The sequence below is a fragment of the Streptomyces sp. NBC_00876 genome (genome assembly GCF_045207435.1).
Lineage (GTDB): Bacteria > Actinomycetota > Actinomycetes > Streptomycetales > Streptomycetaceae > Streptomyces.
This window is the reverse complement of the sequence record NZ_CP108800.1, coordinates 6,490,087-6,508,690: the sequence shown is the minus strand read 5'-3', so window position 1 is coordinate 6,508,690 and position 18,604 is coordinate 6,490,087. Positions and strand designations below refer to the sequence as shown.

At 68.1% G+C, this 18,604-nt stretch carries 8 protein-coding genes; 3 read left to right on the top strand and 5 right to left on the bottom strand.

Features of this window, described 5'->3' with window-relative positions; translation table 11 throughout:
* The first annotated feature begins 23 nt into the window (after nt 1–23).
* Nucleotides 24–746, top strand: a complete 723-nt coding sequence (locus tag OG782_RS28600; protein WP_406455736.1) for a hypothetical protein — start codon at nt 24–26, stop codon at nt 744–746.
* Nucleotides 747–1,203: 457 nt separating this feature from the next.
* On the opposite strand, the gene OG782_RS28595 is transcribed toward OG782_RS28600, so the two are convergent.
* Nucleotides 1,204–1,653: an endonuclease domain-containing protein gene (locus tag OG782_RS28595; RefSeq protein WP_406455734.1), complete on the bottom strand. Its 450-nt coding sequence runs from the start codon at nt 1,651–1,653 to the stop codon at nt 1,204–1,206.
* Nucleotides 1,654–2,142: 489 nt separating this feature from the next.
* Between OG782_RS28595 and OG782_RS28590 the strand changes: the two genes are divergently transcribed.
* Nucleotides 2,143–2,319 (top strand): hypothetical protein, encoded by a 177-nt coding sequence (locus tag OG782_RS28590; protein WP_406455732.1) that lies wholly within the window; start codon nt 2,143–2,145, stop codon nt 2,317–2,319.
* Between the two features lie 574 nt (nt 2,320–2,893).
* Nucleotides 2,894–8,323: a sacsin N-terminal ATP-binding-like domain-containing protein gene (locus tag OG782_RS28585; RefSeq protein ID WP_406455730.1), complete on the top strand. Its 5,430-nt coding sequence runs from the start codon at nt 2,894–2,896 to the stop codon at nt 8,321–8,323.
* Between the two features lie 472 nt (nt 8,324–8,795).
* Here the strand turns inward: OG782_RS28585 and OG782_RS28580 are convergent, their stop codons facing one another.
* The 4 genes from OG782_RS28580 to OG782_RS28565 are packed head-to-tail and all read right to left on the bottom strand — an operon-like array spanning nt 8,796 to nt 18,488.
* Nucleotides 8,796–11,885 carry a pPIWI_RE module domain-containing protein gene (locus OG782_RS28580; RefSeq protein WP_406459327.1) on the bottom strand — a complete coding sequence of 1,030 codons (3,090 nt, stop codon included), beginning with the start codon at nt 11,883–11,885 and terminating at the stop codon, nt 8,796–8,798.
* Between the two features lie 33 nt (nt 11,886–11,918).
* Nucleotides 11,919–15,587 (bottom strand): hypothetical protein, encoded by a 3,669-nt coding sequence (locus OG782_RS28575; protein WP_406455728.1) that lies wholly within the window; start codon nt 15,585–15,587, stop codon nt 11,919–11,921.
* Entirely contained in the window at nt 15,580–16,770 is a 1,191-nt protein-coding gene (locus OG782_RS28570; RefSeq protein WP_406455726.1) for a hypothetical protein, read from the bottom strand. The genes OG782_RS28575 and OG782_RS28570 overlap by 8 nt, the downstream gene beginning before the upstream one ends.
* On the bottom strand, nt 16,767–18,488 hold the full coding sequence (locus tag OG782_RS28565; protein WP_364889890.1) for a PD-(D/E)XK nuclease family protein: 1,722 nt from the start codon (nt 18,486–18,488) through the stop codon (nt 16,767–16,769). The genes OG782_RS28570 and OG782_RS28565 overlap by 4 nt, the downstream gene beginning before the upstream one ends.
* Between the last annotated feature and the right edge of the window lie 116 nt (nt 18,489–18,604).

Genomic DNA, 18,604 nt, shown 5'->3' with positions numbered 1-18,604 from the left:
GGTTGGCCCGGTACCTGAATACGGTGACCGATATCAACCAGTCCGACCTGGCCGCCTACGTCTCACGTCGACGGTCGATCCTCGACGTGCTCCAGCGGCTGGTCGAGGTGGATGACCAAGGCAAGTACAGCAGAGAGGATGCGATCCACTCGCTGCTGATGCCGATGCGGACCGACTCCAATGAGGTCGGCACCGATGCCTCGAACCTGTGGATTATCGACGAGCGGCTCGCGTTCCACGACTACCTCGCCTCAGACAAGACTCTCAAAAGCATGCCGATAACGGGTTCCGATTCGACGAGGGAGCCCGACCTGCTCGCGACCCGGCTCGTAGGCTCGCCGGTCCTGGCCTCGGAGGGGCAATCGCTGCCGCTGCCGTCCATCGTCGTGGTCGAAGTCAAGCGGCCGATGCGCAATGACGCCTCGGAGGACAAGGACCCCATCCAGCAGTGCCTGGACTACGTCAAGCGTGTGCGCGCCGGCGGAGTGAAGACCGCGCTCGGGCGGCCGATCCCCCCTACGCGTGAAGCACCTGCCTTCTGCTACGTCCTCGCCGATCTGACGAAGACGATGGTGGACAGATGCGAGTACGCGACTCTGCGGGCTACCCACGACGGCATGGGCTACTTCGGTTTCAACGAACCGCTCAAGGCATACATCGAAGTGGTGAGCTTCGACCGCCTCGTCAACGCCGCTACCGAACGCAACCGGGCGTTCTTCGACAAACTCGGGCTCCCCTCCAGTTGATCAGCCAGCGGGGCCCTCAGATTGGGTGTCGGTTTCAGCCGGTGTTATCTGGGCTGCGAAGGCAGCCTCGGCGGCCAGCTCATACAGAACGCCCCCTCGCCGGAGGTGACCATCCGAGGATGGGCAGCAGAGCGAGGCAGCTCGATGCGCTGGAGCACCCAGTTGCGGGCCCACCCCAATGCCGGGCTTCGTGATGAACGAGCGACATGGCGCCCGCAGTTCTGCTGTGGTAAGCCGGACGGCGGAACTCTAGGCTTCCCAGGCGGCCAGGGCAGACGCAGGGGGCGAGTTCGAGTGGTTGGTGCCGGTCGGCTCGACGGTCGTCTGCGTCCACCGGCATTCGGCCGGAACGGTCTCCCCTCGGCTGGCCTTCGTGACGGCGGACCGTGACCGGCCCCGTGGCCGATTGGCACTGCAGGCGCGTGCATGTGCGCGGGCGGAGGCCGGGTACGCTCGATCACCCTCCCGGGACTGCTGCGCCTTGCACCTCGGCAAGTGCTTCGCTGAGACGACGGCGCACCGGCTTCCCGTACTGGAGGTACAAGCCGAGGATCAGCGCCGGCGGCATCGTCCGGTATCTGAACCACCGGGGATGACGCGGCGGCGCGATTCCCTCGGCGTTATTGCACTGAGAGCAAAGGAGGCCGCGGACGAGGCCGGTCTCATGACAGTGGTCGATCAGTGCGTCAGCGTGAAACGAGTGCCCGCATCCGGCGCAACGGCCCGCTTGCCAGGCAACAAGCAGCTCGACCGGGTCCTCGTCGGGCAACGGCACCGCCCTCGGGTACGGCCAGGAGTGGCAGGCAGGTGGCTGGGTGGCCCAAAGCCGACGTTCGTTCTGCTGCTCTACCGTCAAATGGACACACCCGCTGGAGACGTCGCGGAGATACCCGTGCGGGTAGTCCATGGTGTCCTGCCATTCTTCATCGTTGAGGTGGCGGGCACATCCGCCAAGGCCAGGCAGCGGCCATGACTGGCACTGCCGGATCCCGTCGCTCAAGGGCCTGCCGCACCGGGCCTCGGCAGAGTGCAGCCCAGCTGCTCGCCGCTCTTGTCGGGTCCGTGCGACCAAAGCGAGATGGCGGGCTCGCTCTGGTGTTATCTTCGGTTCGCGAGGGGGCGGGACCGTAATGCGTGAACTCATGCGGGCAACTCCTGGAGCGGCGACAACTGGCGCACATCCATCCCACCACTCGCCACTGACAACGGGTCCACAGTCACTCACAGAGCGTGAAGCAGGGGCTGCGACCGTCGGCAACCACACCCTTCGCTCCCCTCCAGTCTGCCCTGCCCTGCCCGGTTCGGGTGGGAGGTGTCGTGTTTCCGTCCGACATGTCAGTCCTCAGTGCCACAGTGGGCGCAGCACACCCAGCACCCCTTTTTCGAGGAGCCGACCGTGACCCAGAGCACCACCTTCCGCACCAGCACCAGCACCAGCACCAAGCAGGACACCCTCGCCGACCACATTGGGGAGTACCTCAGCCGGGTCTCCCGCGCACTCCGGAACTTGGCCGACTCAGCTGACCACGCCGCGAAGATGGTACGGAAGGCGGACGCGGCACGGCGAAGCTGAACCAGCACACCCAGGTAGGCCAGCAGACGTGCTCTCCGTGGCCAGCTAGGCCCCGGCCGAAGGAATGGCAGGCGGCCGTCGGCTACCCGGCAACGGCATGGTCCAGCCCGGAGTAGAGGGCACGTGTCCACGCCGGTGCTCGGGGGCGAGGTCCAGGTCCAGGTCCAGGTCCAGGTCCAGGTCCAGGTCCAGGTCCACGAGCATGCGGACCGGACCGTCCGTGCACAGCAACGCGCCTCACAGCTCGAACAGGACATCGCCGCGCGAAAGCAGGCAGGAGTACAGCTCGGTCCGGAACGCCATCACCGCCGCGAACGTGTCCCGTTGAACCCCGTGCTCAACCCATTCCACGATCTGGCCACCACGCGCCGCGCCGACCTCTCCTCGCACGATCAGGCCCCGGCCTCACGGACACACCGTGAACAGCGGAAACCCTCAACTAATTCGGGCCCGTTCGACGGCGGACCAAAACGTCAGGCTCAGCTCCGAGCAGCGCTCCACACGGTGGTCCTCGCGCCCCCGATGTCAGCGCGGCGGGATACCGTCCTCATCACGCTGAGGTGAGGGGAGAACCATGACGAGGAACGCCCGGGCCGAGCAGCTGTGGGAGTACGGCCGGTCCGTGCTGGAGGGGGCCCGGTCGGAGCAAGTCCTGCGCATGGCACGGCAGGTAAGCGCCGTGTCGTACACGAGCGCGCGGGAGTACGCCGGCCGCTCGCTCTTCGAGTTGCTGCAGAACGGCTACGACGCGCATCCGAGGAACCGCCGCGACGGACGGGTCCACCTCCTGCTGGACGAGGCGGAGGGCGAGTGGGGGACGTTGTACGTCGCCAACGGCGGCACGCCCTTCACCTGGCGGGACGTCGAGCGGGTCTGCGAGCTCGCACAGAGCTCGAAGGAAGTCGGCGAGGGCATCGGGAACAAGGGCGTCGGGTTCCGCAGCATCCTGCTGATCAGCGAGGCACCCGAGATCTACAGCGCAGACCCCGACAGCCCGCTCGGCCCGGAATTGGACGGGTACTGCTTCCGCTTCGCGCAGAAGGTCGACGTGGAGGAGTTCCTCGCCGGTGAGGACAACGCCCACGAGGCGGCCGCCAAGTATCCACCGCTCCAGGCTCCCCTGCCGCTGGACGATGTGCCCGCGACCTGTCGGCAGCTCGCCGCCCAGGGGTACGTAACCATCGTCCGACTGCCCTTGCTGAGCGAGGCCGCCCGGGCCGAGGTCCGGCTGCGGATGCGCGAGCTCGCGGAGGCGAAGGTACCCGTGATGCTGTTCCTCGACCGGCTCGCTGGCCTGACGCTGGAGCGGCGGGCCGCCGGTGGCGAGGCAGCCGAGTTGGACGACCGCCACGAGGGGCACGAGCGGCACGAACTGACCCGCTCCGAGGAGCGCTTCGCGGTTGCGCAGGACGACGCCGGGCACGGGTTCCCCGTCTCCTGCGCGACCGTGGACCTGGGGCCGTCCGGCACCTTTCTCATAGCCCGGGGCACCGTGGAGAAGGAACGGCTAAACCGCGCCCTCGCCGAGGCCGTGGGTTCCGGGCTCCTCGACGACACGTGGCAGAAGTGGAAGCGGTCCGCCGTCGTCGAGGTCGCGCTCCCGCTGCCCGCCCCGCGCCGACCGCGACGCGGGCAGACCTACACCTTCCTGCCGATGGGCGAGGACCAGACCGCGCCGTTCCCGGGGCACATGAACGCTCCGTTCTTCACCAAGTTCGACCGTACCGGGCTCCCGTCCGACAACCCCCTCAACGTGCTGCTGCTCGATGCGGTCGCCGAGACCTGCCTGGCGGCCGCCGCTCTACTGCGTACTGTGCCCGAGCCCTCCACGCGGCAGCTAGCCGTGGACCTGGTGAGCTGGGAGAGCGAGAAGAGCTCGGCGGGACGGCTCCGCGCGGCGGCCCGGCGCGTGCACGGCAGCGAACTCGCCGACGTACCACTCGTGCCCGTCCTCGCCGCGGACGGCGCCCCACCAGAGGCGGGCTGGGCCCCGCCCCAGGGGGCGGTCCTGTGGTCGGACCTCGACCTGACCGTCCTCACGACACACCGCGCGCACGAGGCCGGGATCGTAGTGGCGGACCCCGAGATCGGCGGCGACCGGCTGAAACGTCTGGCCACCCTGTGCAAGGCCCTCGCCTGCCCCTGGGAGCCGGGCCCGGAGATCCTCGCCGCGTACGTGGAACGGATCGTCGGGGGCCTTCCCCTCCCCCGGCCCGGTGAGTCCCCCGAGCAGTGGAGCGCGCTCTACGAGGACCTGGCCGCCCTCTTCGAAGACGACGGGCACGTCCTGCACGGCAGGCAGTTGCTGCTCGCGGAGGACTGCACACTGCGGCACACCAACCGTCCCCTCGACAGGGCAGGTACGGCCACAAGCACGCGTACACAGGGCAAGCCGAGCGATCAAGGTGCCCGCCGCGAGGCGTTCTTCCAGCCGGTGCGTACGGAGGCGAACCAGACCGAGGCCCCGTCCGTCCCCGCCCTGCTCGGCAAGCGACTGTTCTCCCTACACCCGGGGCTGGTCTGGAAGGACCGCGGCGAGGGTACGCGCGGGCGGGCCGCCCGCGCCTTCCTCGAGCAGGAGGGGCTCGTCCGGCCGTACGACACAAGGGGCCTGCTGGACCACGTACGGCAGGCGCTCAGCACGAGCACCGATCGCCGACTGCGGCTCCAGACCCTGCGGTTCGTCTTCCGGCTGTGGCAGCCGCGGCACTCCCTGGGCGGAACAGAGACCTCCTCGCTCGGACTGTACGTACCTTCGGCGGACGGCCCGCTGATCGGGGCGAGCGGCGCCGGGTTCGGCCAGGGCTGGGGCCGCTCTTCCGTCGGTGAGGACCTGGCGGCGGTGGTCGCCGCCGGGCAGGACGTGTCGAAGAGCCTCAAGGCGATCGCCGGACGTCTCCTCGCCGCGCCGGAGGAGTTCGCCAAGCGAAGCGAGACCACGGAGGAATGGAGGGCGTTCCTGCTGGAGGCAGGGGTAACCGACGGACTGGTCCCTGTCAGGTCCCGAGACGCATTGAGCCGGGTGGAGCAAGGCCAGAACCTCACCGCTCGGCGGCTTGTCCGCATGGCGAAGGTGTCTGCTGAAGTGCAGGCCCAGTGGGAGCCGTACGTCCGCGACTGGTCCCGTGCCTACTACCCCCGGACGCCGTACCGGGGAACCCCCGCCTGGCGGCTCCCCGGCCAGGACGTCGTCGGACGCCTCGGCCAGGAGGCCCAGCTGGCGTACGCACGGCTCGTCCTGCACGGCCTGGCCAACTGGGACGACACAAGGTTCACCAGCGTCTGGACCAGTGCCGGCAGCCAGAGTTCCCGGGACACGGAACGGGTCCCGACCCCGCTCGGCGCCTTCGTCCGGGAGCAGCCGTGGCTCCCGGTGCGGGGCCGCGACCGGGCCGTCCGGTTCGTCCGGCCGGCCGACGCCTGGCACTGCCCGCTCGGCTTGGAGGAGGAGCCCTCGTACGCGCCGACGGTCGACCATCGGCTGCGTCACCTCCCGGAACGCGGGAAGGCGGGCGACCGCCTGCGGGAGATGCACCTGCCGACCTGGGACGACCCCCGGGACAGCGACCGCCTCATCGCCGCACTGGGACGGCTCGCGGCGGAGGGCGCGCTGGGGGCCGAAGACCGGCCCGCCGCACAGCGCGCCAACGAACGCGCCTGGAGGCACCTCGTACGGCGTCCCCGTCCCGCACTGCCCGAGGGCGCCAGTCTGCTCGCCGAGTCCGGGGACCGGCTGATCAGCGTACCGCTGTGCGCCCTGAACGGCGAGGAGAGCGACGGCGATGGTAGTGCCGGGACCGTGCTCTACGTCAGCGGCGAACGCGACGGCCTGACCGCCCTGCTGGTACGGGAGATGGCACGCCCCCTGCTCACCCTTCCCGGTGTCTCGGCGGAGGCCGCCAAGCTGCTGGCGGCCGAACACCCCGCCACCGTCCGGCACACCGACGACCTGATGTTCACGGTGACCGTGGACGGCGCACGGGTGGACCCTGCGGCCATGGGAGAGCCACTGGTCCAGCAGCTGCCCTGGCTCACGCTGGCCGTGGGCATCCTCTGCGACCACCTGGCGCGCGGCCCCCGGGCCAGTGAGGCCGAGCTGAGCGAGCTGACGTCCCTGGTCCGGAGCGTACGTCTGCACCGCTACCGCTCCTGGGACATAGAGCTCGACGGCGGGCCCGTGACGTTGCCGGGCCGCCTCGGCGGAGTGCTGCCACTGCCCGATCCGAAGCATCCGCTCGTCCTCGCCCCGGCAGGCGAGCCGGGCTGGTTGGAGACCACCCGCATCGTGGTGGCGGTCGCCGAGCTGCTGGGACGGCGAGAATTCGGCGACCGGCTGCGCCTCGCCGCCCACCAGCTCGCCTCCCGCCACGCCGACCTGCGCGACCCGGGCCAGGAGGAGCTCGCCGACGTCCTGGAAGTCACCGTCCACCAGGTCGAGGAGACAAGCCGCCGGATCGACGGGGCCATCGGCGTGATCCTGGAACGCTGTCAGCCCTTCCTCGTCCACCTGCTCGGCACGGAGGCGGCGAACTCGCTGTTCCTGCCGCCGCCGGGCAACACCCGGGAGTTCCAGGCGCACCTCGAGGAGTACGCCGCCGAGCTGCCGGTGCCCGTATCCGAGTTCATCGCCAGGGTCCGCGCGGCCCGGGGTACGGACGAACTGCGGCGCGACCTGGGCATCGGATTCGCCGAGCTGAACAACACCCTGCGCGCGATGAGCCCGCCCATGGAACCGGTCAGCCACGCCGATGAGCACGAGGAAGCGCTCCGCTCCTACCTGGACCTGCGCAAGAAGGAGCTCGTCAACCGGCTGCGCTGGGCGGTGCTGGAGGACTTCGACGCGCGCCGTCCGATGCCCGACTGGCCCTCGGTTCGGACCCTGGACTGGATCAACGCGCCAGAGGCATGGGAGTACACCATGGACACGGCCGACACGGGGAGTTTGGAAGTGCACGTGGAGGAGCAGTTGGCGCTCCGCCTGGGCCGCCCGGTGCCGTTGCCTAGGTCGGGCGAACGCCTGCCCGCCCCTGACCAGGTACGCGGCGCGAACCTCCGTACGATCACCGGCCTGGCCGCCGACCTCGCGGTGCTGGTCAGGGCTGCCGGACACCCGTTGCCCACGGCCCTGACCGGAGCCGAGCCCGCCGAGGAGGTCACCGCGCGGCTGGAAGCAGCGGGCGCGCTGGACTTCCGCCCCCTGTCCCCCACCGACGTCGTCGGCTGGCTTGCCGCCCTCGGCCAGTGGCCCGACGGGATGGCGATGGCGACGGATCCCGAACGGCACGGGCTGTCCGAGGGCGACCTGGACCGGGTGCGCAACGCGGCGGAACACGAGCGCCGCGAACGGGAGCGCAAACGGCGGTCGATTTCCTTCGGAGGCCGCGCCTTCGACGTGTACTCCGGCGACTTCACCGCCCTCACCCGCGAACTCGACAGGGTCCTGCAGAGCGGCTCGGCGCCGGGCATCACCGCCGCCGGGCCGCTCCGCTTCACGGACCCCCGTCCTCAGGCCGGGCGTACCCAGGCCACCGGTCGCACGCGCGGATGGCGGTACGGAGGCGGCACGGACAGCGGGCTGACCACGGCCCAGCGGGAGGCCATCGGCTACGTGGGCGAGTGGTACGCGTACCAGTGGCTGTGCGCGCGCTACCCGGACAGCATGGACGAGACCGGCTGGGTGTCGGGCAACCGCCGCAAAGCCTTCCCCGGCCCGTACGGCGACGACGGCCTCGGCTTCGACTTCCGGGTCGGCTCCGGCAGCCGACCCTACCTGTACGAAGTGAAGGCGGCCGGGGGCGAAGGCGGCCGCTTCGAGCTGGGAGAGAGCGAAGTCCGCGCGGCCCGCCAGCACGCGGGCAACGACCGCTGGCGCCTCCTTGTGGTCACACACGCCCTCACCCCTCACAAGATGGCCATCCAGATGCTCCCCAACCCCTACGGAAAGCGCGGCCGGGGCCGCTACCGCGAGGAGGGCGGGGCACTGCGCTTCTCGTACCTGCTGTGACCTTGACGTTTACTCCGACGCAAGGGGAGCTGGGGTTAAACGCCAAGAAGGTCCAGGACCACGTCACCGTCTGCCGCGACATGCTCGCCGCTCGCTCCCTCTGTCGGTGCTCGGTCACTCCCTGGGCGGGCTCATCACCGCCGATCGCCACCGGCCACGATGGCGGGACCCGGCCGGTGGTGGCCACAGGCCCAAGCCGGCGGATCCGGACCGGGCGCGCGGGCGACGCGGCCGCCTGGGAGGCTCCCTCGCCGGACACGGTCGGCTTGTCAGCCTGGCTCTGGACTCCGACCAATTCGATCGGCGTGTTCCGGCCCCGGGGCGCTCCAGCACTGCCGCCAGTACCATCTGTTCTGCGATTGAGCCCATTTCGTCTTGATCAGGTGGCGAGTTTGAGGGTGACAACGGCACGGATGACGGCAGTGATCCAGGTGGAGCTGCAGCGGAGCCTTCTTACGAGCTGGTGCGCGATTCAGGAGAAGAGTGCGAGCTGCTCCTCCTCCGGAGCTTGCGCGAGGCCAGGCTCCTCCGCGTATTCCGGGTCCGCATCAACCGGTTCGGTGTTTGCGGCGTCCGCGATCACGCCCAGCACCTCCGCCACTCGCTGGTCATCGGCGCCGCCTTCTACCTCGGCGGGGGAGGGCTCCTCAGCCTCTCCCTCGGTGACCGTCGGCAGTACGTAGTGCTGGGCGAGGCTCGCCAGATGCAGGGGCAACGGAAGCGACAGTGCGTCCAGGTAGTCGGGAGCTTGGCGAAGTTGGTGCACCGCGAGGGCAAGGGCTTCGGGCGAATCACCGGCGTCCTCGTGGCAGCCCAGAACCGCAATTTCCACCAGCCCCGGGTTCCATGCGGGGATGTGCGTATCGATAGTGGGTTTGCCTCTGTTGGGTCCCTGTCGCAGAGGGCGGGGGGCAATCTTGTCAGCCTCGACGGCGGAGTCCCGGAAGGTGCCGGCCTTCGGAGTGGTGCTGTAGAAGATCCGCCCTGAGGACCGAGGTGCGTCCTCGTCCTCCACCCAGAGGCCCTGGGGCAGGCCGTTGACATCGCCGGGAGCCGCGTTACCCCACCACTGTGGGGTCTCCCTACCTGCAGCGGTACGTACACGAATCAACCGGAGATCGGGGTCAAGTCCCGCTGGCTGGGCGTGCCCGGTCTTGATCAGGTCCTTTTCGATTCGGCCGTCCTGGAGCCAGGGCCAGTGCAACCTGCTGTTCTGAGAATGGGTCAGCAGTGCGGTGGGACGACCGCGGAGTGAGCGAACCATCTTCTGAAGGTAACGGGCGGTGGTCCTGCGCTGCTCGTCCATGTTCTGCTGCCAGACACCGTACGAACGCTGCGGGGGTACGGCAGCTACCGCTTCAGTGTTCCTGGCGGTACCGGGCTCAACCTCTGCGAGTTCACTCACCTCCGGAATTTCGGCAGTCCTGACCAGGCCGAGGAGGAAGTGGGAGTAGGGAATCCAGCGTCCCTTCTGCTCGTCCCAGCCGGTGACTGCCGCCAGACCGCTGCCCGGTGCGAGCGGTGTGACCATGACGGCCACAGGGGTGTGGCGAGGAAGGCGCGTGGGGCCGTCCTTTCGTCGCTTGACCATGTACGTGGCGACGTAGCGCAAGGTCTCGGGGAGGGTCTGGCCGAGCGTGTGCTCAGGCAGGACGCGGACGCCGAACTGGCGCAGGGCGTCCTCCCATCCCGAACGGACCCGGTGCATGAGGTTCTTCTCGGTGTTGTGTCCCTTGGCCTTCTTGGGGACCAGCGCGAACTGCGTAAGAACACCGGCGTCCGCGCAGCCCAGCCGGAGCGCGTACTTGGGGTCGTCCAGCGGGTGGGCGAAGTCCTGTCGGCGGTCGATCTCCACAAGTGCGAAGCCGGGGTGGAGCAGGTCGGCTCCGTCGGCTGCCAGGAATGTCTCGGCCGCCTTGCGCCGGGTTCTAATGCCCGCCTCCAGGGCCTTGCCTCTCGGCCGCGCTTTGGCGTCGATGCGCAGGGTGTCGGTAATTCCGCCGGTGGCGCGTAGGCAGCGCAGACGGAGGGTGAGTTCGGATGATTTCCACTCGAGGATGACTGCGCTTCCGGGTGCGGCCCGCTCGTACTCTTCCTCGGCGCTGGCGGCTGCTGGACGTCCGCCGTCGCCGTCCAGCCCGAGGACATCAGTGAGAGCCTCGATGGCCGCCTCCCGGAAAGAAGGGCTCTGCCACACCAGCCGTGCTTCGACCAGGCCAGCGTCTCCCGTCCGCTCGAACGCCTCGGCGGGCTCTTGTCCCTTGTTGATCCTGGCAGCCACCGCAAGGGCGGTCCGGCGGGCACGGGCTTCGCGTTCCGCCTCGGCGTCCTTCTCCGCCGCTTTCGGCTTGGGCCGGACGTTCGCAGGAGAACTGCTGCCGACGCTGGCCCGGCTGAGGGCAGGAACCCGACGCATCTGCTCGGGCAACGCCTGTTCGGCCCATTCAACGATCTGTGAACGCTGGTGTGACATCAGGCCGGTACCGACGCCGTGCGCACCCAAATGTGTGCTGTGCACGACCGAGGCACGGGTGCCCTCTCCGTCGCCGATCCATTCCTCGGGTTCGGTAAGCAGTCTGACCGGGTCGGGGAAGGGCCGGTTGAGCGCCAGCCTGCCCAGAATCTGAGCTGGTCCGTTGTTCTTCCAGGCGTAGCCCTGGCTGGTGCGGTCCCAGGTCAGACGTGCCACCGCGTAACGGTCGCTGGTGGGCGTTCCTGACAGCCAGGGGATGCCCGGCAGCAGATAGACGGATGTGTCGCGCCCGGATGGCAGCCGCAGCCGCTGCTTCTTTGGGTCGAGGCGAGTTGCCCAGCGGCGTACTCCGGTGTGCAGGTGGAGCCGGGGCCGGGGGTCGAAGGGGACAGTGTGCAGCGAAATGTTGATCACGATGGAGAACCACCATTTCCGCCCCTTGACTACGTGTGAGAGAGGCTGGGAGAGGAGCTCTGCTCCCTGTTGGCGCGGGCCACGCGGTACGGCCCGGAAGTGCAGACTTCCGGCGCTGTGTTCGTAGGGGCCGAGGGCGAGGATGCGCCGGGCCAGGGCGTCGGTCGCGAGTTGGTACTGCCGGTCACGTGGGGCGGCGGTTCCGCCACCTTCGGTTGTGGGGCAACCTAGGAGGTCGACAGTGACGTCCTGCCATCGCGGCGGGCTTGAGTGCAGCGCTGTGTATGCGTTCAGGACTGCGCGGTGGTGCTCGGGTTCGGGGCGCAGGTCCTGGAGCCAGGCACCGTTGAGCCGGTCCAGTGTGTTGCCGGGGAGCGGGTGTGGGACGTCGTACGGGGCGTAGAGCCAGAAGTCCTCGGCCAGCTGACGCGGGTCGCGAGGGCGGCCTCGCACGATCAAGTCGGGGGCGAGGCTCTGCAGGACTCCGTTGAAGCGGGCGACGGGCGCGGTTCGGTATGGCTCAGCCTTGGGAGCGCGGCCGAGGTTGCAGAGTTCCAGAACACTTTCGTGCCACTGCTCAGGGAAGGGCAACGTGCGGTAACGGGCGGTCCAGGGGGCGGCACCAGGCTTGAGGAGGTAGGCGGCCCTGCTGGTCTCGCGATATTTCGCGGCCATGGTCTTCACAGTCTCCTTGCAGTTCTCGGCGAGTCAGTTTCCGGCGCTCAAGCCGCACAGGGCGTCGTAGAGCGGGTGGTAGAGCGTGCGCACCAGGGCCGGGTCGGCGGGGTCGGGAAACGATTCGGGGGCGGTCTCCGCGTCGAAGTAGGGCGCGAGGACGTCACGGAGTTTGATGAGCAGACCGTCGTCGTTGCGTCGGCGTCCGCTCCGGGTCGCAGCGGTGGGCGGGGCTCCGGCCTCGGCGAGTGCGGGTGCGAAGGCCGCGTCGACGAACACCACTCGTGCGGGCACTCCTCCCCGCACCAAACGGCCGATGACCTGCCAGATGGTGACGAGCTGGTCCCAGGCGAAGGATGTCTTCTCCACGTCGCTGAGCCGGGAGTAGATGTACCGCCGGGATAGCAGGCGACGCCATTCCTGGCGGGCTGCGAGACGGAAGCCGAGCCCGGCGGCATCCAGCTCTGCCGCGTCGGCCACGAGCTTGCCGAAGGTTCCTGATTCGAGACCCGGCTGGTCGCGGACAAACCTGGTGACCCAGTCGTTGACGGCGAAAACGGCGAGCGAGAGGTCGTCGGGTCGCGGGTGGGGGCGGGCGAGGAAGAGAACCGTGCCGAAGGCGGCCTTGTGGCTCTGATTGAGGATGTTGTGACCGCGCTCGATTGCCATCAGCGGGGCGACCAAGACTTCGGCGTCGTCGTCCTTGGCGAAGGCAGCCAGGTCACCACGGCGTACGGCAGAGGCAACTGTGGTGTCACCCGTGGCTGTGTCGCCGGGGCCTGTGTGATCGAGCTCGGCCTTGTCGGAGGCCAAAACTCGAACTTTTCCGCGCCAGCGCGGCATGCGTTCGAGGAGGTCGGCGGCGATCCTGGCGTCCTGGTAGCTGCCGACCAGGAGCAATGCCCGCCGGCGTTCGCCGTCCTCGATTCGGCGCAGTTCTCTATCGAGGAGCGATGCGCTGCCCGGGGCCGACTTCCCGAGCTGGGTGACCATCTGGGCCAGGATCCGTTCACGGGTATCGAGTTTGGCTCCGGAAAGCGTGAGCGGGGCCCCTTCGCCGTCGTAGAGGAACAGAGTCGTGAAGCGGGTCTGCCGGATGGAGTCGACCGCAGCCTGGTGGGGTTTGAGGATCGCCTTGACCGGGGCCATGACGTGGGCTCGGGTCGATGTCCCGGCCCAGCTGGTGCCGGACATGAGCAGCACGTGGGGTCCTAATCGCCCCGCTGCGGGGTCGGCCCCGAGTTCGGGAAGGTTGAGTAGCAGTTCCCGACCGACGCCAGCGCAGCGGAAGAAGCGGAGGGTGCCGCTGCGCTGTTCGTCACCGTCCGGCCCTCGCTCTGGGTCTTCGGGCAGGTACTGGAATCCGAGGACATTCCCCATCGGGGCTTCTGGCACTACTGGTGCGTAATCCAGGGGCGGTCTGCGGGACAGTTCGTTGTCGGCGGTGTCCAGGTGGAGAGCGGCCTCGGCCTGGGGCCACAGAAAGGTGACGCGTTCGAGTCGCTGGTGCAGTGCGGCCAGTACCAGGGTGAATTCGAGGCGCCGCCCCTCACGCTCCAGCCAGGGCTCGCTGCCCCAGGTGTCCACGGGGTCGCGGGGAGGTTTCCCCGGCTCGGGTGCCTCTTGGCGCAGTGAACCGTCCAGCAGGGGCGATCCGGTGAGTAGGTCATCGAGAAGGGAGCGGACGCGTTGGCTGGTCACCGCCTGGTCAAGGTGGTGGAGTAGGTCTCCGGCCCTGCGGATCAGGGTGTCGGTGAGGTCGTTGTGCGGGCCCCGATCACCGATCGGGTCGTCGCGGAAGGCGTCGAGGGCCTCGGTCACGGTGGTGCGGCGGGGGTCCCACGGCTCAGTGCCCGGTGTCCGCGGCATGGATGTGAGGCCCTCGGGCTCGTCGTCGGAGTCGTAGACCTCGGCGTCGGAGGCAATCCCGTCGGGGAGGGAACCATCGGCGCGCGGGCGCGGGTACCACTCGTTGACGAGTTTCTCCTGGAGTGTCCAGGCACTGAAGTACTCGATGTCCGCCCACCGACGGAGGTCGTCGTCGGTGATCAGCCTGCGGTAGAGGCGATTGGCGGCAACGTGCACGAGGTCCAGGGAGGCTGACCAGCGTTCGACATCACGCGCCGAGAGCGGCAAGCGGCCCTGCCGGGCGAGCTCGTCGATCTTGTGGATGCCGAGTCGGTCAAGCCAGGATTCCGGACCACGCACGATCAAAGTCGCGGACGGGGCGAAGGCAGTGTCGAGCTGCATCTGTACGCGGTCTGCCTCGTCAACGATGACGATGTCGCTACGCAGGCAAGCGAGTTCGAGGTGTCGCAGACGTTCGGTGTTGAGGTGGTTCGGAACGGCACTCTGCAACAGGCTGGCAGGGTTCGCCACCCAAATCAGGGCATCGACCAGATCTCGGTCAGTGGCGTGCCGGGGGCAGACGCTCCACACCGGACAGCCGTGGTCGAACGGGGAAGCCTTCGGCTCCGCCGCTTTCGTCCTTCCTTCCGCGGGCTTCTCGTTCATGTCGTGCCGATACACGGGCATCTGGATGTTCCCGGCGACGGTCCGAGTGGGCTCTTTGACGGGGCTCAGTTCCGTGCATGGGGCGTCGACGTAGCGGAGGGGTTCAGCCGCTTCCAGTCCGCGCTGCGCGTCGAGTACGCACACTGTGCTCAGGATGTCGAAGGCTGGATCGTCGTGCTGAAGCAGAGATGCCTGGCCGCGTGCGGCAAGCCGGCGGTGTAGCCGGGAGGCATGCTGCTCGCGGGTCGTGCCGCCGATGACAGGAGCTGCATTCAGCCCGAGGTCCTGGAACTGGGCGACCAAGGTGAGCTGTTCTGCGACGTCACCGACGACCAGAGTCGTACGCAATCCCTTCCGGGCACCCCAGACGGCGATGAGATTCATCAGGGTGCTCTTCCCTGCACCCACCATGCCGACCAGGTGGAGCAGCCGGTCCAGGGGCAAGACCGTCGTCTTCTCGAAGCGCAGCCCATCGGCAGTCAGGACGTCGAGTTGCAGATCCTCCAAGCGTCGCACCCAATGGGCGGAGGGGAGGCCGCGAGCAGTCTCAGTCTCCTCCATCCAGCGTGCGGTTTCGGCGAGTTCAGCCAGTGGGATGTCCAAGGGCTGGCCCGTGGTCTCGGGGAGCCGGCTCAGGTCGTGTCCGGTCGCTGGCGGAAAGCACAGCTGCTCGGGGATGGTCACGGAGGCTGGCCGGTGCCGCTCGGTAAACCGGGACTGACCTGCTGGGGCAAGCTGCAGCTGGCGCTGGTCGAAGTCTGGAAGCTGGGACAGTGCGCGCTCAAACCTGTCGAAGCGGTCCCCTGCGACTGTCGGCTCGACCCGCCGGGCCGGTCCTTCTCCGGTTGGGAGCCGATATCCGCGGAGCCTTTCGGGCAGATGAACATACGTATTCAGGCACTGATGCCACATGCGGCGACGGCGCAGCTTCCATAGCAGGTGACGTGCTGCCCCCAGGCGGGCGTTCTGTGCTGGGGTGGACGCGATGCCCGCGGCCGCAGCGAAGGGGTAGCCACCCAGGAGGGTGTAGACACCCCGGGCGTCGCGGGACGGGTCGAGACCCTCCATCAGATAGAGGCCGAGTTCCACCTGGCACAGCAGAGAGGGGCTGACATCTTGATATTCGAGGGGCCAGAGGGGCTCCAGGGCTTTGGCCAGTGGCTGGTACCACTCGCTGCTATTACGCACGGTCGGTTCCGTTCGTCGGTGCGGGGTCCGTCAGGTGGGGGTCGTTTGTCCCACGGAGCCGGGCGGTGGCGAATGTGACTAGCCGGTCGTCGGTGAGCAGAGGAAGGCCCTCGGCTGAGAGGGGGCGGTTGCGCCGGTACGTGCCGATGTAGTCGCGGTGGGATTCGACTTGTTCGCGGGGGACCACCCAGCACGATTCGTCGTACGGCGGCTCTGGGCGGACGGGTTTCGCGGACCTGCCGAGCAGGCCGGGATGCTTCCAGTCCTTGACGTCGATGGCCCAGACGTACCCGTCGGGGAAGGTCACGCGCAAGTCGTAGGCGTCGAAGCCGGGCCATAGCTGAACCTCCAGCCCGAGGGCGCTCAGCCGGGCCTCCAGTTCCACCTCGGCACGCCCCGGGCTGGTGACGAACTGCCGCAGTGGCCGCACCAGCTGAAGCAGTCCAGCCGCTTCGGTCCCGCCCAGTGTCCGTCCATGCGGGGGCGCTCCCCTGCGCCGGCACCGATCCCGCTCGCACCACCACGTTCCGCCGACTACCGGCGTGAGCATGGTCAAACAGCGACCGCAGGTTACGTAGGTGCCCTCAAATTCGTAGGAGGCCGGAACTGGCGCATAGCACTGGTCCAGGAGCTCCTGTACCGGGGCGAGGAACAGGTCGGTGTCAGTCTCGAATCGTTCTACTCCGGTGAGTACCGGACGCTCGACCAGAAGTCTCCGAAAGGCTACGTAGGACTCGGGCGACGACGCCTTGCGGCAGAGGCGCATCGCCGTGTGGACGACCTCCCGGTCGAATTGCGCGGCGCCTGCGTCCTTGCCTCTGATCCACCACTCGTGGCAAAGCTGTGTGGGAACCAGCGCCTCTGGATCCACCAGGTAGTCGTCCGGCCCGAAGGCATCCGGCGGCAGGTCGAGGGGCCAGTCCTCCAGAGGGCGGGTGTGGCACCAGAAGAGCAGTTCGGGGAGGCTACGGGGTACCCCCTCAGCACCCCTGAGGAGGCAGGCGAGGACGGTCCGGTCGAGCGCGCGCTGGGCTTCGGCCGGGTAGGGCAGTTTGAACGAGGAGAGGGATCCGAGGTCTGCGAGTTGGATGACCGCGCCGGCCAGCGTGCGGACCAGGCGCACGTCGGGGAAATCGAGCCAGTCGCCTCGGTGGGTGGCGTGTGCGTCGGAGGCGGTGGTCATCGGGGTCCCTCCTTTTTCGTGGCTAGATGCTCGATGCCCGGGTGGCACCATTCGAGGGCCTCGCAACTGCTGCAGTATCGGCCTGGATTGGCCGAGTAGTCCTGATCCTCAACCCAGGGTTGGGCGAGCTGCGCGATCACGTCTCTTGCTTCGTCGACGGTCCCTGGGCGCGAGGGGTCCAGCTCCTCAAAGGTCACGTCGTCGGTGTGTAGTAGTTCGAGCTCGACCCTGGAACGCGTCACGTCACCGCCCAGGACTCCTGCGGCCAGCATCACCACGCCTAGCGCCAGCTGGGGGTAGCGCGACAACAGCGACTCCCCCTCGTAGAGGTATCGGCTCGCGGTCTTGGTCTCCCGCCAGATCCAGCCCCCGCGGCGGGTGTGGAGCAGATCGGGGGTGGCTATCAGGATGAGATCGAGTTCAGGGTCGTAGCAGACCGCCTGGTACTGAACACGCACTTCCTCCTCTGCGGCGAGGCCGTCCAACGGACAGTAGAAGGCGTGCTGCTCGAGCATGGCGGCGCCGTCGAGTGCTTCCTTCCCGCTCAGGTGCAGGACGCCCGCGCCCCAAGACGCCGGATCTACAGGACCAGGGAGCACCTGACACGCCTGGTAAGGCGTGATGCCATGCCGTTGATTCAGGATGTCGTCGACCACGCGGCCACGTCGCACTTCTGGACTCTCGGGTTTCGCGGATCGCAGTTTGAGCTGCCGAGTCGCGTGATACTTCGCCGGACAGTCCCGATAGGCGCGCAGATCGGTGACCGAGAGACTGCGCCGAGGGCGCTTGCGCTCAGGAGAGGTGATCCTCAGCAGTTCCGGGGTGCGCGGGAGGGCACTGCAGCCACTTAGCGCCTTGCAGTCGACACAACTGCTTCCGGGATGGGTCCCGGTCCCATCGATGGCCTGGCGCAACGCAGGCCACCCCTCCGCTGTGAAATGCTGCCGGGCCTCATACCTGTTCCAGTCGAGCAGCTCGTTGTGCTTGCCGTCTCCACAGCCGAATTCGATGACCCTGACCTTCTCAGGCAGGGCGGTGCGGAACTGCGGGAGTTCATGGAAGGGGACTGGAATGTGCCGTTTCCGCCAACCTCCACCCGCCGGCCGCCCGCGTGCCGCGACGTAGGCGGCTGCAGCCTTCTCCCCCTTAGGGCGATCTTCCTTGGCAGCGCCGAAGCTGAGCAACCACAGTTCCCTCGTGGAGTCGTCGAGGGCCGCGTAGCGGCGTCCCCAAGCGGTCATCTCGTAGGTGTCCACACCTCGCTCGTCAACCGGCCCAGGATCCTGGCCGAGCACCCACATGTCACGGACCGGGACGCTGAGCGGAAGGTGCGCGGCCTGGCGGGCGCTCTGGTCCGCCACCCGGGCCGCCAGATAACGCCGGACCGCTTCGGCTGACCATGACAGCAGCAAGGGGTGCGCTTCCCGCCGACGGTAAAGCCCGAAAGTTCCCTTCGTTCGCTGAAGTTCTCCGATCACCCACTCCAGGTCGTTGCCCTCGTGTTCAATCAGGTCGAGCGCATCCATGAAAACCTTGAGCGTGAAGTCCTGTAAACGCTCGCCGTGTTCAGGGGGATTGGGATCGGGAACCAACATCGGGCGGGCGTCACTGCCGCGCTTCGTGGGGCAATCTCGGGGGTCAAGCCGCGCCGCACCGAGGTTCGTACGCACCAGTCTGATGTCACCGATCGTCCCGGCGGGGCGAGGCCAGCTGCTCATGCTCTCCTCCAAGCCATACGACAACGACGTCCAGCGGACATCACATAGATAGCCGGGTTTCGACTGCCTCCAGCATGACACAGAAACGCTGTGAACTCAGTCCATGCATGAAACAC

Coding starts and splice junctions, on each gene's coding strand:
- OG782_RS28595 (WP_406455734.1), bottom strand. CDS start 1,653: ATGGACTACCCGCACGGGTATCTCCGCGACGTCTCCAGCGGGTGTGTC.
- OG782_RS28580 (WP_406459327.1), bottom strand. CDS start 11,885: ATGGCCGCGAAATATCGCGAGACCAGCAGGGCCGCCTACCTCCTCAAG.
- OG782_RS28565 (WP_364889890.1), bottom strand. CDS start 18,488: ATGAGCAGCTGGCCTCGCCCCGCCGGGACGATCGGTGACATCAGACTG.
- OG782_RS28570 (WP_406455726.1), bottom strand. CDS start 16,770: ATGACCACCGCCTCCGACGCACACGCCACCCACCGAGGCGACTGGCTC.
- OG782_RS28585 (WP_406455730.1), top strand. CDS start 2,894: ATGACGAGGAACGCCCGGGCCGAGCAGCTGTGGGAGTACGGCCGGTCC.